16 protein-coding genes are annotated in these 18,399 nt (G+C 74.0%); 8 read left to right on the forward strand and 8 right to left on the reverse strand.

The features are described 5' to 3' along the window. Positions 1-27: 27 nt before the first annotated feature. The 3 genes from AB0H53_RS10270 to AB0H53_RS10280 are packed head-to-tail and all read right to left on the reverse strand — an operon-like array spanning position 28 to position 3,151. Entirely contained in the window at positions 28-1,341 is a 1,314-nt protein-coding gene (locus tag AB0H53_RS10270; protein WP_362109574.1) for an extracellular solute-binding protein, read from the reverse strand. Continuing rightward, a complete protein-coding gene (locus AB0H53_RS10275; RefSeq protein WP_362109576.1) occupies positions 1,338-2,180 on the reverse strand; it encodes a carbohydrate ABC transporter permease in 843 nt (280 codons plus the stop codon). The genes AB0H53_RS10270 and AB0H53_RS10275 overlap by 4 nt, the downstream gene beginning before the upstream one ends. Further along, complete coding sequence (locus AB0H53_RS10280; protein ID WP_362109578.1) at positions 2,177-3,151, reverse strand: sugar ABC transporter permease; 975 nt, start codon at positions 3,149-3,151, stop codon at positions 2,177-2,179. The genes AB0H53_RS10275 and AB0H53_RS10280 overlap by 4 nt, the downstream gene beginning before the upstream one ends. Positions 3,152-3,296: 145 nt before the next feature. Here AB0H53_RS10280 and AB0H53_RS10285 point away from each other — a divergent pair, with 145 nt between their 5' ends. Continuing rightward, complete coding sequence (locus AB0H53_RS10285) at positions 3,297-4,148, forward strand: aminoglycoside phosphotransferase family protein (RefSeq protein ID WP_362109580.1); 852 nt, start codon at positions 3,297-3,299, stop codon at positions 4,146-4,148. A 3-nt stretch (positions 4,149-4,151) separates the two neighbouring features. Here the strand turns inward: AB0H53_RS10285 and AB0H53_RS10290 are convergent, their stop codons facing one another. Further along, entirely contained in the window at positions 4,152-4,958 is an 807-nt protein-coding gene (locus AB0H53_RS10290; protein ID WP_362109582.1) for a restriction endonuclease, read from the reverse strand. A 182-nt stretch (positions 4,959-5,140) separates the two neighbouring features. On the opposite strand from AB0H53_RS10290, the gene AB0H53_RS10295 reads away from it, so the two are divergent. Together AB0H53_RS10295 and AB0H53_RS10300 are read left to right on the forward strand one after the other, a co-directional pair. Next, positions 5,141-5,530, forward strand: coding sequence for a rodlin (locus AB0H53_RS10295; protein ID WP_362109584.1), 390 nt, complete (start codon positions 5,141-5,143; stop codon positions 5,528-5,530). Between the two features lie 191 nt (positions 5,531-5,721). Then, entirely contained in the window at positions 5,722-6,531 is an 810-nt protein-coding gene (locus AB0H53_RS10300) for an alpha/beta fold hydrolase (RefSeq protein WP_362109586.1), read from the forward strand. A 10-nt stretch (positions 6,532-6,541) separates the two neighbouring features. On the opposite strand, the gene AB0H53_RS10305 is transcribed toward AB0H53_RS10300, so the two are convergent. Continuing rightward, positions 6,542-7,264, reverse strand: coding sequence for a 3'-5' exonuclease (locus tag AB0H53_RS10305; RefSeq protein ID WP_362109588.1), 723 nt, complete (start codon positions 7,262-7,264; stop codon positions 6,542-6,544). An 88-nt stretch (positions 7,265-7,352) separates the two neighbouring features. Beyond that, on the reverse strand, positions 7,353-8,594 hold the full coding sequence (locus AB0H53_RS10310; protein WP_362109590.1) for an SAV2148 family HEPN domain-containing protein: 1,242 nt from the start codon (positions 8,592-8,594) through the stop codon (positions 7,353-7,355). Between the two features lie 579 nt (positions 8,595-9,173). Here AB0H53_RS10310 and glgX point away from each other — a divergent pair. Next, positions 9,174-11,294 carry a glycogen debranching protein GlgX gene (glgX, locus tag AB0H53_RS10315; protein ID WP_362109592.1) on the forward strand — a complete coding sequence of 707 codons (2,121 nt, stop codon included), beginning with the start codon at positions 9,174-9,176 and terminating at the stop codon, positions 11,292-11,294. 209 nt (positions 11,295-11,503) lie between these two features. Further along, positions 11,504-13,819 (forward strand): malto-oligosyltrehalose synthase, encoded by a 2,316-nt coding sequence (treY, locus tag AB0H53_RS10320; RefSeq protein WP_362109594.1) that lies wholly within the window; start codon positions 11,504-11,506, stop codon positions 13,817-13,819. Positions 13,820-13,829: 10 nt separating this feature from the next. Here treY and AB0H53_RS10325 read toward each other — a convergent pair whose 3' ends face one another. Further along, complete coding sequence (locus tag AB0H53_RS10325; RefSeq protein ID WP_362109596.1) at positions 13,830-14,378, reverse strand: DUF1707 and FHA domain-containing protein; 549 nt, start codon at positions 14,376-14,378, stop codon at positions 13,830-13,832. Between the two features lie 166 nt (positions 14,379-14,544). Here AB0H53_RS10325 and treZ point away from each other — a divergent pair, with 166 nt between their 5' ends. Continuing rightward, positions 14,545-16,293: a malto-oligosyltrehalose trehalohydrolase gene (gene treZ, locus AB0H53_RS10330; protein WP_362109598.1), complete on the forward strand. Its 1,749-nt coding sequence runs from the start codon at positions 14,545-14,547 to the stop codon at positions 16,291-16,293. A gap of 180 nt (positions 16,294-16,473) precedes the next feature. On the opposite strand, the gene AB0H53_RS10335 is transcribed toward treZ, so the two are convergent. Beyond that, positions 16,474-17,109 carry a nucleoside/nucleotide kinase family protein gene (locus AB0H53_RS10335; RefSeq protein WP_362109828.1) on the reverse strand — a complete coding sequence of 212 codons (636 nt, stop codon included), beginning with the start codon at positions 17,107-17,109 and terminating at the stop codon, positions 16,474-16,476. Positions 17,110-17,145: 36 nt separating this feature from the next. On the opposite strand from AB0H53_RS10335, the gene AB0H53_RS10340 reads away from it, so the two are divergent. Continuing rightward, positions 17,146-17,535 (forward strand): VOC family protein, encoded by a 390-nt coding sequence (locus AB0H53_RS10340; protein ID WP_362109600.1) that lies wholly within the window; start codon positions 17,146-17,148, stop codon positions 17,533-17,535. A gap of 129 nt (positions 17,536-17,664) precedes the next feature. Beyond that, positions 17,665-18,063 carry a hypothetical protein gene (locus AB0H53_RS10345; protein ID WP_362109602.1) on the forward strand — a complete coding sequence of 133 codons (399 nt, stop codon included), beginning with the start codon at positions 17,665-17,667 and terminating at the stop codon, positions 18,061-18,063. Positions 18,064-18,399 lie beyond the last annotated feature (336 nt).

Below are 18,399 nucleotides of genomic sequence, written 5' to 3' on the forward strand. Positions count from 1 at the left end.
CGTCCACCGAATTGGGGCGGACGGGCCTCAGCGCTGGTAGCGCGCCAGGACCAGGTTCCCGTCGGTCACCAGCCGCCGCTCCAGCTCCGCCGCGCCGATCGCCCCGCTGTAGTACTCCTGGAAGGCCGGGGTCGCCACCTTGTCCTTCCACTCCGGGTAGCCGCGCACCGACTGGGCCGGAGCCGGCCGGAGGAGCTCCGCCAGCGCCACCCCCGTCGCCCAGCCGTGCTCCGCCGTGCGCAACGCGGGATCCGCCAGCGCCCGGGTACCGGTGGGCAGCATCCAGTCGCCCCGGGCGAGCCGCACCATGTTCCGCGGCTGGAGCAGGAAGTCGACGAACCGGACCGCTTCCCTCCTGTACGGGCTCTCCTGGGCGACCGACAGGGTCTGCGGGCTCACACCCTGGGCCGTGCCGTCCCTCCCGGCGGGCGCCGGCAGCACCGTCCACTCGAAGCCCTCCGGTGCCTGCCGCGCGATCTGCTGGCGGTAGGAGAAGCCGAGCGGGACCATCGCGTACTTCCCCCCGAAGAACCCGGGCAGGGTGTCGGAGCCGCCCATGCCGAGAGTGGTGCGCGGGGCGCTGCCGTCGGTGTTGATCTGACCGCGCACGGTGGCGGGCACGACGGCGTCCCCGGGGGTGAAGCGCAGGCGCACCCTGCCGTCCCCGCCGCGGTGGAAGAGCCGCCCGCCCGCCGACAGGCCCAGGTTCAGGGAGACGGAGACGGGCTCCTTCAGCGGCCAGGCGACGGCGTACCTCCCCTCCCCCATCCTCGCCGTCAGCTCCTTGGCGACCCGCCGGAACTCCGGCCAGCTCCACGGCTCGGCCGGGGTGGGGATCCGGACGCCCGACGACTCCAGGATCTTCTTGTTCGCCATGATCACTCGCGGCTCCTGGAGGAACGGCACCCCGTACACGCCTTGCCCGAAGGTGGTGGTCCGCCAGCTCCGGCGCGGGATGTCCGCCTTAAGCCGGGCGGGCAGCAGCCCGCGCAGATCGGCGAGGTAGCCGCCGTGGGCGAAGTCGGCGAGGTCGTCGGAGGCGTCGTGGATGACGTCGGGCGCCTCACCGCCCTCGAAGGACGTGAGCAACTGGTCGTGGACGCTGTCCCAGCCGCCCTGGACGTAGCGCACCTGGACGCCGGGGTGGGCGGCGTTCCACTCCGCCACCAGCTCCCTGGTGGCGTCGACGGACTCCTTCTGCCAGGCCAGGGACAGGAACCGGAGCTCGACCGGCCCGTCCGGGCGCCGCTCCGGGCCGCCGGAGCAGCCGGCCAGGAGGACCGTGAACACGACCAGCAGGGCGGTGAGTCGGGCCCGGACCGCCCGGCGCGCCGGCCTCACGCCTTCACCGCCCCGGCGAGCGTGCCGCCCGTGATCCGTTTCTGGACGACCGCGAAGACGACCAGTGAGGGGAGCGTGGCGAGGAACGCCGCCGCGGCGAGCGGTCCGAGGTCGGCGACCCCCTCCGCGCCCAGGAAATGGGTGAGGACGACGGGCAGGGTCTGTTTCTCGGGGGTCTTGAGCAGGACGAGCGCGAAGAAGAACTCGTTCCACGCGGTGATGAACGCGAAGAGCGCGGTGGCGACGACACCGGGGGCCAGCAGGGGCGCGGTGACGGACACCAGGGTACGGAGCCGGCCCGCGCCGTCCACGGCGGCGGCCTCCTCCAGCTCGGCCGGCACGGCTCGTACGTACCCCGTGAGCATCCACAGCGCGAACGGCAGCGACCACACCACGTACACCAGGACCAGCCCGGTGAGGGTGTTGACCAGGCGCAGGTTCCTCAGGACCAGGAAGAGCGGGATGATCACCAGTACGAAGGGGAAGGCCTGGCTGACCACGACCCACCCGGTGGCGACGGTGGCGAGCGGGCCCCGGTGGCGGGCCGTCACATAGGCCACCGGGGCGGCCAGGGCGACCGTGACCAGGGCGGCGCCGGCCGCCGCGGCCAGGCTGTTGCCGGCGGCCTGGAGCAGCGGTTGCTCGGCGAACGCCTGCCGGAAGTTGGCGAGCGTCGGGTCCCGGGGAATCCAGCCGGGGTGCGGGGAGCCGATCTCACGGGCCGGTTTGAAGGCGGTGGAGACCAGCCACAGGAAGGGGAGGGCGAGGAAGCCGAGATAGCCGAGGAGGGCGAGGTACTGACCGGTCCGGGCCGCCGCGCCACCGCGCAGAGCGCTCATCGCGCCTTGTCCCCCTTCAGCCGTCCCACCAGGTGGAGGGCGAGCAGTACGGAGATCACCGCGACCATCGCGCAGCCCATGGCCGCCGCGTAGCCGAACTGGCCGTAGCGGAACGCCTCCTCGTACGCGAAGAGCATCGGCAGGCGGGTGCGGCCGCCGGGGCCACCGCCGGTCAGGACGTAGACCAGGGCGAACGCGTTGAAGTTCCAGATCAGGTTGAGCGCCGTGACCGCCAGGGCGACCGGTTTCAGCGCCGGCCAGGTGACGGTACGGAAGCGGCGCCAGGCGCCGGCCCCGTCGAGGGCGGCGGCCTCGTGGAGTTCGCGCGGAGTGTTCCGCAGCCCGGCCAGCAGGACGACGGTGGTCTGCGGCATGCCCGCCCAGATCCCGACGACGATCACGGCGGGCAGGGCGGTGGCGAGTCCGGTGAGCCAGGCACGCCCGTCGGCCGCGCCGGCGAGGCCGAGGTCGCGGAGGGTCTCGTTGAGGACGCCGACGTCCGGGTGGTAGACGAGCCGCCACACCATGCCGACGACCACCTCGGGCATGGCCCACGGGACGATGGCCAGGGTCCGGGCGAGCCGGCGCAGGCGCAGGTCCCGGGCGAGCAGCAGGGCCAGGCCCAGGGCGAGGAGGAACTGCGGGACGGTGACGCCGACCGCCCAGACCAGGCCGATGCCGAAGGAGTCCCAGAACAGGGTGTCGTGCAGCAGGTCCTCGAAGTTGCGGGTGCCGATCCACCGGGTGGCCCGGGTCCGCCCCGACTGGGCGTCCGTGAAGGCCAGCGCGATGCCGTGGAGCAGCGGGCCGACGCTGAGGACAAGGATCGGGATCAGCGCGGGCAGCACGAGGAACCAGGCTCCGTGGTCCACCGCCCGGGGGGCCGGCCCGGACGGCCGCGGCTGCGGTGCCGGCCGGTGCCTGCCGGCTTCCCCGCCGGAACGCCGTGCGGGTGCCGTCGCCCGTGTCACGAAATGGCCCCCTTTGTACAATTGGACCCGGCCTGGCGTCATCGTCCTGACGGGCCGTCGGTTCGTCAAGGCACCCGGCGCGAATGCGAGACTTTGCCGGAAGCGGAGGCCGGACCGGGGCAGCCGGGGGCACGGGAGGACGACGATGGATGAGGCGCGGGCACGACAGGTCCTGGCCGCCGCCGGGCTGGGGGACGGGGCCCGGCTGCTGGCGCTGGGCGAGAACGCCGTGTTCGCCGTGCGTGACCTGGTGGTGAAGGTGGGGCGGGACGCGGAGCTGCTGGAGCGGGCCGGGCGCGAGGTCGCCGTCGCCTCCTGGCTGGCGGAGGCGGGCGTCCCCGCGGTACGGGCGGCGGAGCCGAAGCCCCTGCTGGTGGACGGCCACCCGGTGACCGTCTGGCACCGGCTGCCCGACGCCGTACGCCCCGGTGAGCCCCGGGACCTGGCGCCGCTGCTGCGCCGGATCCACAGCCTGCCCGAGCCTCCGTTCACCCTTCCCCGGCGCGACCTGCTGGGCGGTGTGGAGCGGTGGCTGCGGCTGGCGGGCGACGCGATCGACCCGGCGGACGCCGCGTATCTGCGGGAGCGCCGGGACGGGTTCGCCGCCGCTGCCGCCGCGCTGGTCCCGCACCTGCCGCCCGGCCCCCTGCACGGCGACGCGCTGCCGCGCAATGTGCACATCGGCCCGGACGGCCCGGTCCTGGTCGACCTGGAGACGTTCTCGTCCGACCTGCGCGAGCACGACCTGGTGGTGCTCGCGCTCTCCCGTGACCGCTACGGCCTCGACCCGGCGGCCCACGACGCGTTCACCGCCGCGTACGGCTGGGACGTGCGCGAGTGGCCGGGCTGCGCGGTGCTGCGCGGGGCACGGGAGACGGCGAGCTGCGCGTGGGTGGCCCAGCACGCCCCGTACAACCCCGGGGCGCTGGCCGAGTTCCGCCGCCGGGTCGCGTCGCTGCGGGACGGCGACACCGGGGTCCGCTGGTATCCGTTCTGACCGTCACAGGCCCTCCGCGAGGGGCGGCGCGTACCAGGGCGCCGGGCCGGTCCCCTCGGTCCACGCGTGGAGCGCCCGGTGATCGACGCAGAGGATGCCGCACTGCCCGGCGTAGTCGGCGGCCGGCTCGGTGAACTCGCTGGTGGTCACCACGGCGGCGACGTGGGCGCCGTGCACCGCGAAGCAGGTGCCGCCGAACCGCTGCACGTCCTGCGAGCCCACCTTGTGCGAAGGCCCGTAGCACTTGCACTGGATGACCACGCGCCGCCCGTCGGGCGCGGTGGCGACCACATCGGCCCCGAGGTCCCCCGCGCCCCCGACCACTTCCACGTCCGTACAGCCGTCGCGCACGCACAGTTCGGCTATGGCCTGCTCGAAGGCCGCGCCGTCCATGGCCGCGTAGTCGACGTACGCGACCGGTGCGTCGGGTGCGGCGCCTCCGGCGGGCTCGGCGGGCACCACGGGTGCGAGGTCCTGCGCGGGCCCGGCGGACCCGGCGTCCTCGGCGGGCTGCCCGGGGACGGCTGCCGGGCCGCCGGCCGGGACCGCAGCCGGGGCCGCGTACGGGGTCCGGGCGCGCCACCGCCGGCCCGCCCGGACGACCGCCGCCGCGGCGGCGGTGAAGACGACCAACGCCAGCACCGCGGCCGGCAGTTGCCCGCTGTCGCCGCCCACCGCCTTGGCGGTGGCCGCGACACCGCAGACGACGATCGCGACCAGGCCGAAGCCCAGGGTGACGTCGCGGAGCCGGGGGCCCGGACGGCGGGTCGGCGGGCGGGCGGGGCGCGATCTGCGGATGGGTATCGTCATCTGCTGCGGTTTCCCTTCTCGGACGGCACAGGCAAGATCACTCGCCTTTCCCCTATGCCCCCGCGACGGCGGCAAATGAGTGAACCCGGCATCGCCGATCGCCGAGCCGTTACGCGGGCCCGTCTCCCGTGTTACGCAAGGGGGCCCGGTTGGTCGGGCCTCTCGACCCAGAAGGATTGAACATGATCAAGAAGGCTCTGGCCGGTGCCGGCATCGCGGCGGCCATGCTGGGCGCGGCCGTTCCGACGGCCGCCGCCGTGGGTGACGGCAAGGTGGACACGCAGAACGGCAACTTCTCCAAGCAGGCGTACGGGAACACCGTCACCGGTGGCGTCATGAGCCCGCAGATCGGGCTCATCCAGGGCTCGCTCAACAAGCTCTGCGCCGGCGTGCCCGTCCAGGCCGACGTGCAGAACATCGTGGCCCTGGTCAACGTCGGTGTTCAGGACATCCTGAACGACACGCAGAACCAGCAGTGCGCGGAGAACTCCACCGCGGTCAAGGGCGACAGCGCCCTGTCGCACATCCTCCAGGACGTCCTGTCCGAGAACGGCGCCACCTCCGTCGACTGACCACCCGCACCCGACGGCCCACGGCCGGCGGAAAGCGTCCCACGGCGCGCCACCGGCGCGCCGTGGGACGAGGGCCGGCCGGACACGACCCAGCACGTCGTGCCCGGCCGGCCTCTGCCATCATGAGCAGATCAACATCGGCAACTCCCGCGTGTGATCGGAGTCTTGTGGTGCGGTTACGGCTCAGTGAAGTGACCCTCGAGGTCCAGGACAGCGGGACCGGCCCGGCCGTCCTGCTGGCGCACGGCTTCCCCGACACGCACACCTGCTGGCGTCACCAGGTCACCGCGCTGAACGCCGCCGGGTACCGCACGCTCGCTCCCGACCTGCGCGGCTACGGCGCCTCCGACCGCCCCGAGGGCACCGGGGCGTACGCCCCGGAGCGCTTCGTGGCCGATCTGCTGGAGCTGCTGGACCGCCTGGAGCTGGCGCGGGTCCACCTGGTCGGACACGACTGGGGGTCGGCCGTCGTCCAGCAACTGGCCATGGCGGCTCCGCGGCGGGTCGCGAGCCTGTCGCTGCTCTCGGTCGGGCACCTGGGCGGGCTGCTGAAGGCGGGGCTTGAGCAGCGCCGGCGCTCCTGGTACATCCTGCTCTTCCAGCTCGCGGGCATCGCCGAGGAGTGGCTGGCCCGGGACGACTTCGCCCACTTCCGCGAGACGCTCGTCGGCCACCCGGACCTGGAGGAGGTGATCGGGCGGATGCGGGAGCCGGGCGCGCTCACCTCGGCGCTGTCGCTGTACCGCACGGGGCTGCCGCCCGAGGTGCTGTTCGGTCCCGAGGAACCCCCGGAGCCGCTGCCGCCCCTGCCCGGGCCGGTCCTGGGCCTGTGGAGCACCGGTGACCCCTACCTCGTCGAACGGTCGATGACCGGCACCGAGAAGCATGTGGACGGGTCCTGGCGGTACGAGCGGGTGACCGACGCCGGCCACTGGCTCCAACTGGACACCCCGGAGCGCGTCAACGCCCTCCTGCTCGACTTCCTGGCCGAGCACCGGTGAGGGGGCGGGCTCAGCCCGCCACCGCGGCCGGCTCACGCAGCGGCCACACCGGGTCTATGACCGCGTCGGGGGTGCCCTTGCGGCGCAGGAAGCTCTGGAAGTCGGCCGCCCACCGCGCGTACCACTCGACCTGCCGCTCGTGCAGCTCACCGGGGGTCAGGGCGGCCACCGACGCGTGCCGTTCCGCTATCGCGCGGGCCACCAGGACGGCGGCCAGCGCGTCGGCGGCGGCCTGGTGCGCGCCGTGCAGCGCCACGCCGTACTCGCCGCAGACGGCCTCCAGGTTCCGTTTGCCTCGGCGGTAGCGGTCGACCGCCCGGTCGATGGTGTACGGGTCCAGGACCGGGCCGATCGGCGCGCCGCCCAGTCGCTCGCTCAGGGAGGGCAGCCCGTGCCGCCGCAACTCGGCGGTGAGCAGGGTGAGGTCGAAGGCCGCGTTGTACGCGACGACCGGTATGCCGCGCTTCCAGTACCCGGTGAGGAGTTCGGCCAGCTCGTCGGCGACCTCCCGTACCGGCCGGCCCTCCGCCCGGGCGCGCTCGCTGCTGATGCCGTGGATCGCCGAGGCCTGCGCGGGGATCCGGACCCCGGGGTCGGCCAGCCACTCCCGGCACAGCACCGTGTCCCCGCCCCGCACCTCCACGACCGCGGCGGTCACGATCCGCGCTTCGAGCGGCTCCGTGCCCGTCGTCTCCAGGTCGAAGCCGACGAGCGTCTCCCCGTGCCAGCCCATGGTGTCCTCCTTCGTGGTGCCGTGCGCATCCCCCCTGTGGGTTCTTCACCCTCCCACGCACCACTGACAACGGGCCCGGACTGCCGGGTCAGGAGACCGGCCGGGAGTCGGCCCACACCGACTCGAACTCCTCCCGGTAGGTCTCGAACAGGCCGTGTTCGGACTCCCGGCCGGAGGTGACCACCGGCCGCCTGCCGCCGCGCAGCACCAGCACCGGCGCCTCCATGCCCCGGGCGCGGCGCAGGTAGGACTGGACCACGCCCACCCCGTCCGGGCCGTCCCCGTCGACCAGGTAGGCGGTGAAGCGGGGCGTCTCGTCGAAGACCTGGATCTCGAAGGCGCCCGGGTCTCGCAGCCGGGAGCGCACCCGGCGCATGTGGAGGATGTTCATCTCCACGGAGCGGCTGAGTTCGCCCTTCTTGAGGCCCAACTCCCTTTCGCGGCGTTTGACCGCACTGCTCGCCGGGTTCAGGAAGAGCAGCCGCACCCGGCAGCCGGACTCGGCCAGCCGCACCAGCCGCCGGCCGGAGAAGTTCTGCACCAGGAGGTTGAGGCCTATGCCGATGGCGTCCAGGCGGCGCGCCCCGCCGAAGAGGTCCTCGGCCGGGAGCTGCCGCTGGAGCCGCACCCGGTCGGAATGGACCGAGACCACATCCGCGTACCGGTCGCCGACCAGGTCCTCCACCGCGTCGAATGGCAGCCGGTGGGCGGACGGCACGCCCGCGCCGCTGCCCAGGATCTCCAGCAGCCGGGCGGAGGCCCTTTCCGACTGGTCGAGCACGGTGCGCGAGAGGGCGCGGTTGCGGGAGACCACGTTGCGGGTGACCTCCAGCTCGTCCAGGGCCAGCTCCAGATCGCGCCGGTCGTCGAAGTAGGGCTCGAAGCAGGGCCAGTGCTGGACCATCAGCTCACGCAGCTGGGGCAGGGTCAGGAAGCTCAGCACGTTGTCGTCGGCCGGGTCCAGCAGGTAGCCCTTGCGGCGGGAGACCTCCCGCACGGCGACGGCCCGCTGCACCCACTCCTGGCCGGCGGGACCGGCCGCCGCCACCACCCAGTCCTCGCCGTGCACCGGACCGTAGACCGGCCGCAGGACGGCCGCCACCACGGCGCGCAGCCGCTGCTCGACAAGATTCAGCCAGATGTACGCCCGCCCCGCGCGCTGGGCGCGGGTGCGCACCTCGTTCCAGTCCTGCGCGCTCCAGTCCAGTTCCGCGCCGATCTCCATCGGCCGGGCGAGTGAGACCGCGCCGGGCGGGACATCCGCTGGGTCAGTGGCCTCACCCTCGTGACCTGAGTCACCTGGGGGCAGCTCCAGCCCTCCCGAGCTCACCCGCGCACCGCCTTCAGCTCCTGGACGCCCGTCTCCAACGATCAAGGAAGGGTACTCCGGGAGCGGCACGCGGTGCAGCCGTATCCACAGGCTCCTTTCCCAACACCCACGCCCGGGGCGGCGGTTTGGCGCCCGGCGGAGCGCCGGAGTGAGCGGATTCATAGGCTCCGGGCACGCGCGCCCGGGCCGGGCCGCCAGCGGCCCGCCGGCACCGGCCCGCCACCCCTCCCCCGCCCGGGCCCGCCCGGCCCGTCGGGCGGGGGCCCGCCGGGCCGGCGGCCGGGCCGCCGCCCCGGCAGGGTGACCATATGAACAACCGGACAATCCGGACGAGTGGCGCGCGTCGCGCGATCCCGGGAGAGTGATTTCCGGCCATCCCCGCGGCGCCTCTCCCAGAATGGGCCGCTGACCACCGGTTTCACCGGGGGGAGGTGGACTAGTTTGGGAATGTTTGCACCTCTATCCCCTTGTGGTCACCCGGTAGGACCGACCGAAGTCCTAGGAGGTTGCACCACTTTCGTGGAGGATCTGGCTCAAGTGACCCCCAGCAGCCGGATCAGAAGTGGAAGAGTCTTATCTATGCAGGTCTGGCCGGGACAGGCGTATCCCCTCGGTGCCACGTACGACGGCGCCGGAACCAACTTCGCGGTCTTCTCGGAGGCCGCCGACCGAATCGAGCTGTGTCTGCTGCACGACGACGGCTCCGAGACCGCGGTGGAGCTGCGCGAGACCGACGCGTTCGTACGGCACGCGTACCTGCCCGGCGTGATGCCGGGCCAGCGCTACGGGTTCCGGGTCCACGGGCCGTACGCGCCGGAGCACGGGCAGCGCTGCAACTCCGCGAAGCTGCTCCTCGACCCGTACGCGCGGGCGGTCGCCGGCGCCGTGGACTGGGGGGAGGCGGTGTACGGCTACCACTTCGGCAGGCCGGACTCCCGCAACGACCTCGACTCCGCGCCGCACACCATGGCGTCGGTCGTCGTCAATCCCTACTTCGACTGGGGCGACGACCGCCCGCCGCGCACCGACTACCACCGGACGGTGATCTACGAAGCCCATGTGAAGGGCCTGACCATGCTCCATCCGGCCCTGCCGGAGGAGCTGCGCGGCACGTACGCGGGGCTGGCGCACCCGGCGGTGATCGAGCACCTGACCGAGCTGGGGGTCACGGCGCTCGAACTGATGCCGGTGCACCAGTTCGTCAACGACCACCGGCTGGCCGACGCGGGACTGGCCAACTACTGGGGCTACAACACCATCGGCTTCTTCGCCCCGCACAACGCCTACGCGTCCTGGGGCGACCGGGGCCAGCAGGTGCTGGAGTTCAAGTCGGCGGTCCGCGCGCTGCACCAGGCGGGCATCGAGGTCATCCTGGACGTGGTCTACAACCACACCGCCGAGGGCAACCACCTGGGGCCCACGCTCTCCTTCCGGGGCCTGGACAACAGTTCGTACTACCGGCTCACCGAGGACCCCCGGTACTACATGGACACCACCGGCACCGGGAACTCGCTGCTGATGCGCTCCCCGCACGTGCTCCAGCTGATCATGGACTCGCTGCGGTACTGGGTGACCGAGATGCACGTCGACGGGTTCCGCTTCGACCTCGCGGCGACGCTGGCCCGCCAGTTCCACGAGGTGGACCGGCTGTCGTCGTTCTTCGACCTGGTGCAGCAGGACCCGGTGGTCAGCCAGGTCAAGCTGATCGCCGAGCCGTGGGACGTCGGCGAGGGCGGTTACCAGGTGGGCAACTTCCCGCCGCTGTGGACGGAGTGGAACGGCAAGTACCGCGACACCGTGCGGGACCTCTGGCGGGGCGAGCCGCGCACGCTGGCGGAGTTCGCCTCCCGGCTGACCGGGTCGTCGGACCTGTACCAGGACGACGGGCGGCGCCCGCTGGCCTCCGTCAACTTCGTCACCTGCCACGACGGCTTCACACTGCGCGACCTCGTCTCGTACAACGACAAGCACAACGAGGCCAACGGCGAGGGCAACCGGGACGGTGAGAGCCACAACCGCTCCTGGAACTGCGGCGCCGAGGGCGAGAGCGACGACCCCGGGATCACCGAGCTGCGGGCCCGGCAGACGCGCAACTTCATCGCCACCCTGATGCTCTCACAGGGCGTGCCCATGCTCAGCCACGGCGACGAGTTCGGGCGCACGCAGGGCGGCAACAACAACGCCTACTGCCAGGACAACGAGGTCTCCTGGGTGCGCTGGCCGGAGCCGGACTCGGCGGAAGCCAGGACCCTGCTGGAGTTCACCCGCGCCATGGTGTGGCTGCGGCGCGACCACCCGGTCTTCCGCCGCCGCCGCTTCTTCCACGGACGGCCGGTGGAGGGCACGCACGACGAGCTGTCGGACATCTCCTGGTTCACTCCGGAGGGGCAGGAGATGACCGCCCAGGACTGGCAGGCGGCGCACGCCAAGGCGCTGTCGGTGTTCCTCAACGGCAGTGCCATCTCGGAGCCGGGGCCGCGCGGGGAACGGATCACCGACGACTCGTTCCTGCTGATGTTCAACGCCAGCGCCGAGGAGCTGGACTTCGCGGTGCCGGTCAACCACGGACGCCAGTGGCAGATCGTGGTGGACACGGCCGTGACCGAGGGCATCGAGCCGGGACAGGGGCCCAAGGTCGCGGCGGGCGACCGCCTCCGGCTGATCGGGCGCAGCCTGACGGTACTGCGCCGTCCGGCGTAACGGCCGCCACGGCCGTACGACCGGCCGGGCGGGGGGCCGGGACCGCGGAACCCCCGCGCCGGCCGGTCAGCGGACGGCCGGCACGGCGGCCCGGCGCGCGGCGGCGGTCCCGTGGCGCGCCCGAACAGCACCCGAACACCACGTGGCGTCGGGCGTAAAACGGCTGGGGTGAGGGGACAGGAGCGCGCCGAGCGGGTACGTACGTTCGCATGACGCCCACCTCCACCTATCGGCTCCAGATCCAGCCGGACTTCCCGTTCTCGGCCGCCGGGGAAGCGGTGCCCTACCTCGCCTCGCTCGGGGTGTCGCACCTGCATCTGTCACCGGTCCTGGAGGCGGTCCCCGGCTCGGCCCACGGGTACGACGTCACCGACCACAGCCGGGTGCGCGAGGAGCTGGGGGGTGAGGCGGGCCTGCGCGAGCTCGCGCGCACCGCCCGGGCGCACGGCCTGGGCCTGGTCGTGGACCTGGTCCCCAACCACATGGCCGCCGCGCCGCGCCACAACCGCGCCCTGTGGGAGGTACTGCGGGAGGGCCCCGCCTCCCCGTACGCCCGGTGGTTCGACATCGACTGGACGGCCGGCGGCGGCAAGGTGCTGCTGCCGGTGCTGGGCGGCCGGATCGGTGATGAACTGCCCCACTTCCGGGTGACGGAGGGCCGGCTGCGCCACGGCGAGCAGGAGTTCCCGCTGCGCGCCGGTACGGAGGACCTGCCGCTGCCCGAGCTGCTGGACGCCCAGTGGTACCGGCTGAGCTGGTGGCGGCTGGCCCGGACCGAGCTCAACTACCGGCGGTTCTTCACCATCTCCGACCTGATCGGGGTACGGGTGGAGGACCCCGAGGTGTTCGGGGCGACCCACGGAAAGATCGTGGAGCTGGTGCGCGACGGGGTCGTCGAGGGACTGCGGATCGATCACCCGGACGGGCTGGCCGACCCAGGGGCGTACCTGCGGGAGCTGCGCGCGGCGACGGGCGCGGACTGCTGGATCGTGGTGGAGAAGATCCTCACCGGCGAGGAGCGGCTGCCCGCGCGGTGGCCGGTGGCGGGCACCACCGGTTACGACGCGCTCCGCCGGGTCGACGGCCTGTTCGTCGACGAACCGGGGGCGGCGGAACTGGCCGCGCTGTACCGGCGGTTCGCCGGCCCCGCCGGGGACCGCGGCGGCCACTGGGAGGCGACGGCACGCCGGGCCGCCTACAAGGTGGTCACCCACGAGCTGGCCGCCGAGGTCGCCCACCTGACCGGGACCGCCGCCCGGATCTGCGCCGCCGAGCCGGCCCTGCGCGACCACGCGCCCTGGGCGCTGCGCGCAGCCGTGCGGGAGCTGCTGATCCGGGTGCCGGTCTACCGCCCGTACGGGACCGGCGCGGACGACGTCCTCACCACCGGGGCGGCGCGTGAGGCGAAGGCCACCTACTCGGTGCCCGAGGAGGCGGCGGCCGTCGATGTCGTACGGGACCTGGCGCTGGGCCGGCTCGGGGACGGCCCGGACCACCGGGCGTTCCGGGTCCGGTTCGCCCAGACCTCGTCCGCGCTGCGCGCCAAGTCCGTCGAGGACACCGCCTTCTACCGGTACACACCGCTGATCTCGGCCAACGAGGTGGGCGGGGAGCCGGACCGGCCGGCCGTGCGCCCGGCGGAGTTCCACGCGTACTGCGCGCGGCTGGCCCGGGACTGGCCGGACACCGGCACGGTGCTGTCCACGCACGACACCAAGCGCAGCGCGGACGTGCGGGCGCGGATCGCGGTCCTGTCCGAGTGCCCGCAGCGGTGGGCGAAGCTGCTGGCCGACGTGGCCGCCCGCGCGCCGGGCCCGGACGCGCACCTGGCGTGGACGGCGTGGCAGACGGCGCTCGGCCTCGGGCGCGCCGACGCGGACCGGCTGGGGCCCGCGCTGCTGAAGTCGGTACGCGAGGCGGGGCTGCGCACGAGCTGGACCGAGCCGGACGAGGCGTACGAGCGGGCGGTCACGGACTTCACCGCCGACGGCCCGGCCGGCGAGCAGGCCGGCACGGTGGAGCTGCTGGCCCGTGAGCTGGCGCCCTGCATCCGGGCCAACACGCTGGGCGCGGCGCTGGTCCACCTGACGATGCCGGGCGTGCCGGACCTCTACCAGGACACCGAGCGGGAGTACCTGGCGCTGGTCGACCCGGACAACCGGCGGCCCTTCACCGGGGGCCCGCCCGACGAGAAGACGGCCCTGACGCGGGCGGCGCTGCGACTGCGCCGGGAGCGTCCGGAGGTGTTCGGGTCCTCGGGCACCTACGAGCCGCTGTCCGCGTCCGGTCCGGCCGCCGGGCACTGCCTGGCCTTCTGCCGCTCCGGGGAGGTCGTCACGGCGGTGACCCGGCTCTCGCTGCGGCTGGCGGAGACGGGCGGCTGGGGCGACACCTCGCTGACGCTGCCGCCGGGGCGGTGGTACGACGGGGTGGCCGGCGGCCGGGAGTTCGCCGGGCCGGTGGCGGCCTCGGAGCTGTTCGCCGACCGGCCGGTGGCGCTGCTGGTCCGCCGGCCGGAGCGGTGAGCGCGAGCGGTCAGCGGGTGGCGAGCCGGAAGGCCATCTGCCCGAAGGACACCATGTCACCGGACCGGACGACGGTCTCGCCGGTCACCCGGTGCCCGTTGACGGTGGTGCCGTTGGTGGAGCCGAGGTCGCGCAGCACCCACCGGCCGCCGCGCAGGCTCAGTTCGGCGTGGGAGCGGGAGACCGTGTCGTGGCTCAGGCGCAGGCCGTTCGCCGGGTCGCGGCCTATCCGCAGCGGGTACGGGCCGGGTTCGGGCAGCATCAGCTTGGGCAGCCGCTCGGCCTGCCAGGCCCGGCCGAGCCGGGCCGTGAAAGCCGATGCGCGCTCCACCGCCCCGAACACCCGCCTGCTCCAGCGGCCTTCGGTACGCAGGTCGGCGGTGAGCGCCGCCAGTTCGTCACCGTGGCGGGCGACCAGGGCCAGCTCCATGCGCCGCAGGAACGTGTCGTGCGACAGCCTGCCCTGCGCCGCGCCCTCGCGGAGCAGCCCGAGCGCGCGGTCCCGTTCGGCGTCGGTCAGCCGAGCGGGGTGCGCGTGGGGCTCGAAGGTGGAGGTCACCCGGCGATTGTCGGCCGGGATGGCCCGAGGTGTCCAGAAGGGCCGGGACCAACCGGTGGTGTGACGGGGCCCGGCCCGTTCGGCCAAGTGCCGTGCTTCCCCTGGGCGATCTTGCCAGGATGACCGGGACCGCCGGACGGAGTGACGACGACGAGGGGAAACACCAGTGCTGTTCGAGGTGTGGGCGCCGAAGGCGACCGAGCGGGTCGAGCTCCGACTTGAGGGAGCCACCCACCTGTTGGAACGGGACGAGGAGCGCGACGGCTGGTGGGTGGCCGAGGCGGAGGCGGCCGAGGGGGCGCGGTACGGCTTCGCGCTGGACGGCGGCCGGGTGCTGCCCGATCCGCGCTCGCGCCGCCAGCCGGACGGGCCGGACGGGCTCAGCGCGGTGGTGGACCACACGGCGTACCCCTGGCGGCACCCGTCACCGGCGCGCGGGCTGCGCGGTGCCGTGCTCTACGAGCTGCACGTCGGCACCTACACCGCCGAGGGCACGCTGGAGGCGGCGGCCGCACGGCTGGAGCACCTGGTGGAGCTGGGTGTCAGCCATGTGGAGCTGATGCCGCTCTGCCCGTTCCCGGGCACGCACGGATGGGGGTACGAGGGGGTCTCGCTGTGGGCGGTGCACGAGCCGTACGGCGGCCCGGAGGCACTCAAGCGCTTTGTCGACACCGCGCACGGCCTGGGGCTGGGCGTGGTGCTGGACGTGGTGCACAACCACCTGGGCCCCTCGGGCAACCACCTGCCCGCCTTCGGCCCGTACTTCACCGACACCCACCACACCCCGTGGGGCGCCGCGGTGAACCTCGACGCGCCCGGATCCGACGAGGTGCGGGCCTACCTGCTGGGCAGCGCCCTGGCCTGGCTGCGGGACTACCGGATCGACGGCCTGCGGCTGGACGCGGTGCACGCGCTGGCCGACACCCGGGCGCTGCCGTTCCTGGAGGAACTGTCGGCGGCCGTGGACGAACTGGGCGCCGCGCAGGGCCGGGAGCTGTTCCTGATCGCCGAGTCCGACCTGTGCGACCCGCGCACCACCCGGCCCCGCGAGGCGGGCGGCCTCGGCCTGCACGCCCAGTGGAACGACGACTTCCACCACGCGCTGCACACCGCCCTCACCGGCGAGTCGCAGGGCTACTACGCCGACTTCGCCCGTGCCCCGCTGGCCGCCCTGGCCAAGACCCTCGGCCATGTCTTCTTCCACGACGGGACGTACTCGGCCTTCCGCGGCCGCACCCACGGGCGTCCCGTCGACCGCGAGCACACCCCCGCCCACCGTTTCCTCGGTTACGCCCAGACCCACGATCAGATCGGCAACCGGGCCCTGGGTGACCGGCTGTCGGCCTCGCTCTCCCCCGGGCTGCTGGCCTGCGCGGCGGCACTGGTCCTGACCGGGCCGTTCACCCCGATGCTGTTCATGGGCGAGGAATGGGGCGCGGGCACCCCGTGGCAGTTCTTCACCGACCACCAGGACCCGGAGCTGGCCGAGGCGGTGCGCAACGGCAGGCGCCGGGAGTTCGCGGCGCACGGCTGGGCGGAGGAGGACATTCCCGACCCGCAGGACCCGGCGACCCGCGACCGGTCGTGCCTGGACTGGACGGAGCCGGAGCGGGCGCCGCACGCCCGGCTGCTGGCCTGGCACCGCGAGCTGATCGCGCTGCGCGCCGCCCAGCCCGATCTGACCGACCCCGACCTGGCCGCCGTGCGGGTCGCCCACGACGAGGGCGCGCGCTGGCTGGCGTACCGCCGCGGGGACCTCAGGGTCGCGGTCAATCTCGGACCCGAGCCGGCCGACATCCCGCTGGGCGGCCCGGGACGGGTGCTGGCGGCCTGGGAGCCGGTCGAGGTGGTGGGCGGCGACGGGGTGCTCCGGCTGCCGCCGGAGTCCTGTGTGGTGCTCGGCGACGACACCTGACGGGGCGCCGGATCCGTGGGGGCGCCGTCCGGACGGGCGGCCCAGGGGTCACCGGGCCCGGGGCCGCCCGTCGCGGTGCCGGGCCCGGTGGGCCCGAGGTCGGCGGGCCGGTGAGCCGGCCGGCCGGTGAGTGAACCCAACGGTCGCGGGACGGGGCGCCGCCCGCCCGGCCGCGGGTGGTCAGCCGACGGGTACGACGAGGTCGGCGCGGTGGCGGCCGGCGGCCACCAGCCGGGCGTTGGCCTCGTCCGACTCCGCCACCCAGCGCTCCGCGTCCGCCCGGTCCTTGCCGAACCGGACGTGCCGCTCCACCAGCCGGCCCAGCCGGCGGTGGTCGTCCAGGTCCAGGTACCAGACCTCGTCCAGGAGCGCCCGGACCGGCGCCCAGGGTCCGGTGTCGTGGAGCAGGTAGTTGCCCTCGGTGACGACGAGCGGCACCTCCGGGGCGACCGGGATGCTCCCGGCGACCGGCTCCTCCAAGGAGCGGTCGAAGGCGGGCGCGTAGACGGTGACGTCCGGCTCGGCGGCCCTCAGGCGGGCGAGCAGGGCCGCGTACCCGGCGGCGTCGAAGGTGTCGGGAGCGCCCTTGCGCCCGGCCCGGCCCAGGCGCCGCAGCTCCGCCCCGGCGAGATGGAACCCGTCCATGGGGACCAGGACGGCCGCCCCGCCGAGGCTCTCGACCAGCCGGGCGGCGAGGGTCGACTTGCCCGCGCCGGGGGCACCGGCCAGGCCCAGGACCCGCCGTTCGCCGGGCACCGCGAGACGGCGCGCCCTGGCGGCGAGGGCGGCCAGCTGTTGTGCGTCCATGGAGGGCATTGTCGCAAGGGTGGTCATACGTATAACCTCCCCCCCATGCCGTACATCGCCCTGGTCACCCTCGTCGTCCGCGACTACGACGAGGCCATCGCCTTCTACACCGGCCCGCTCGGTTTCGTGCTGGCCGAGGACAGCCCGCGCGGCGACGGCTCGCGGTGGGTCGTGGTCCGGCCGCGCGGCGCGACCGCCGGTACCGGGCTGCTGCTGGCCCGGGCCCGGGACGCGGTCCAGGAGGCGGGTGTCGGGGCGCAGGCCGGCGGGCGGCTCGGTTTCTTCCTGTACACCGAGGACTTCGCCGGCGACCGGGCGCGGATGCTGGCCGGCGGGGTGCGCTTCCTGGAGGAACCCCGGCACGAGCCGTACGGCACGGTGGCGGTCTTCGAGGACCTGTACGGCAACCGCTGGGACCTGCTCCAGCCCGCCTGAGCGGGTCGACACGCCCCCGACTGGCCGACGTTGGGCGACTTTCGGCCATTGTCCCCCGGGAGGTCTCGGGAGGGACGGGGCGCCCCTAAATTGACTCACCTGCACCTGCGGGAAATTCGGGGGAGAACTATGGATCCGGTGACGGCCGTCGCGGCGGCGGGTGTCGCGCTCGTGGCCAAGGGAGTCCTGGAATCGGTCGGGCAGGAAGCCGGTCGGTCCTCGTGGGCCGGCGCGGCGCGGCTCGTGGAGCGCATCCGGACGCGGTTCCGGGGGGACGTGCAGGCGGAGGGCGCGCTCGACCGGGTGACCCGGGCGCCCGACGACCGCGACGCCCAGGAGGACCTGGAGCGCGCGCTCGCCGCCCATATGCTGCGCGACCGGGAGTTCGAGACCGAGATGCGGCGCCTGGTCGACGAGGCGGTCGCGGCCCAGGGCCGGGGCGGTGCCCAGGTCAGCGCGGCCCTGATCAAGAACGCCCAGGTGTTCAACGAGAAGGTCGAAGTGCGGGGGGACTGGAACGTGTCCTGACGGCCGGACCCGCGCGCCGCCGTCCGCGCACCCGCCGGTGCCCGGACGCGGCGTCCCCGGGACCGGGCCGCGCCGTTCGTACGGCCTCCCCGCCCGCGCGGACGGCCCCGCCCCCCGGGACAGGGCCGCGAGCGGAACGGGACGGGGATCCGGCCACCGGCCGCCCGGCACGCACCCGCCCGGCGACCCGCGCACGGCTCCGCACCGCGTCCGTCGCACCACGTCCGTCGCACGTCCGTCGCACCGGCCCCCGGGCCGTGCGCCCCGGCCCGGGCGGTGACCGGGCCGCACCTCCCCACCCCGCCGCCCACCTCCCGCGGACCCCGCGCGCCGGGG

It is taken from the genome of Streptomyces sp. NPDC050856 (assembly GCF_040653855.1).
Classification (GTDB): domain Bacteria; phylum Actinomycetota; class Actinomycetes; order Streptomycetales; family Streptomycetaceae; genus Streptomyces.

Coding starts and splice junctions, on each gene's coding strand:
- AB0H53_RS10275 (WP_362109576.1), bottom strand. CDS start 2,180: ATGAGCGCTCTGCGCGGTGGCGCGGCGGCCCGGACCGGTCAGTACCTC.
- AB0H53_RS10285 (WP_362109580.1), top strand. CDS start 3,297: ATGGATGAGGCGCGGGCACGACAGGTCCTGGCCGCCGCCGGGCTGGGG.
- AB0H53_RS10290 (WP_362109582.1), bottom strand. CDS start 4,958: ATGACGATACCCATCCGCAGATCGCGCCCCGCCCGCCCGCCGACCCGC.
- AB0H53_RS10295 (WP_362109584.1), top strand. CDS start 5,141: ATGATCAAGAAGGCTCTGGCCGGTGCCGGCATCGCGGCGGCCATGCTG.
- AB0H53_RS10305 (WP_362109588.1), bottom strand. CDS start 7,264: ATGGGCTGGCACGGGGAGACGCTCGTCGGCTTCGACCTGGAGACGACG.
- glgX (WP_362109592.1), top strand. CDS start 9,174: ATGCAGGTCTGGCCGGGACAGGCGTATCCCCTCGGTGCCACGTACGAC.
- treY (WP_362109594.1), top strand. CDS start 11,504: ATGACGCCCACCTCCACCTATCGGCTCCAGATCCAGCCGGACTTCCCG.
- AB0H53_RS10335 (WP_362109828.1), bottom strand. CDS start 17,109: ATGCCCTCCATGGACGCACAACAGCTGGCCGCCCTCGCCGCCAGGGCG.
- AB0H53_RS10340 (WP_362109600.1), top strand. CDS start 17,146: ATGCCGTACATCGCCCTGGTCACCCTCGTCGTCCGCGACTACGACGAG.
- AB0H53_RS10345 (WP_362109602.1), top strand. CDS start 17,665: ATGGATCCGGTGACGGCCGTCGCGGCGGCGGGTGTCGCGCTCGTGGCC.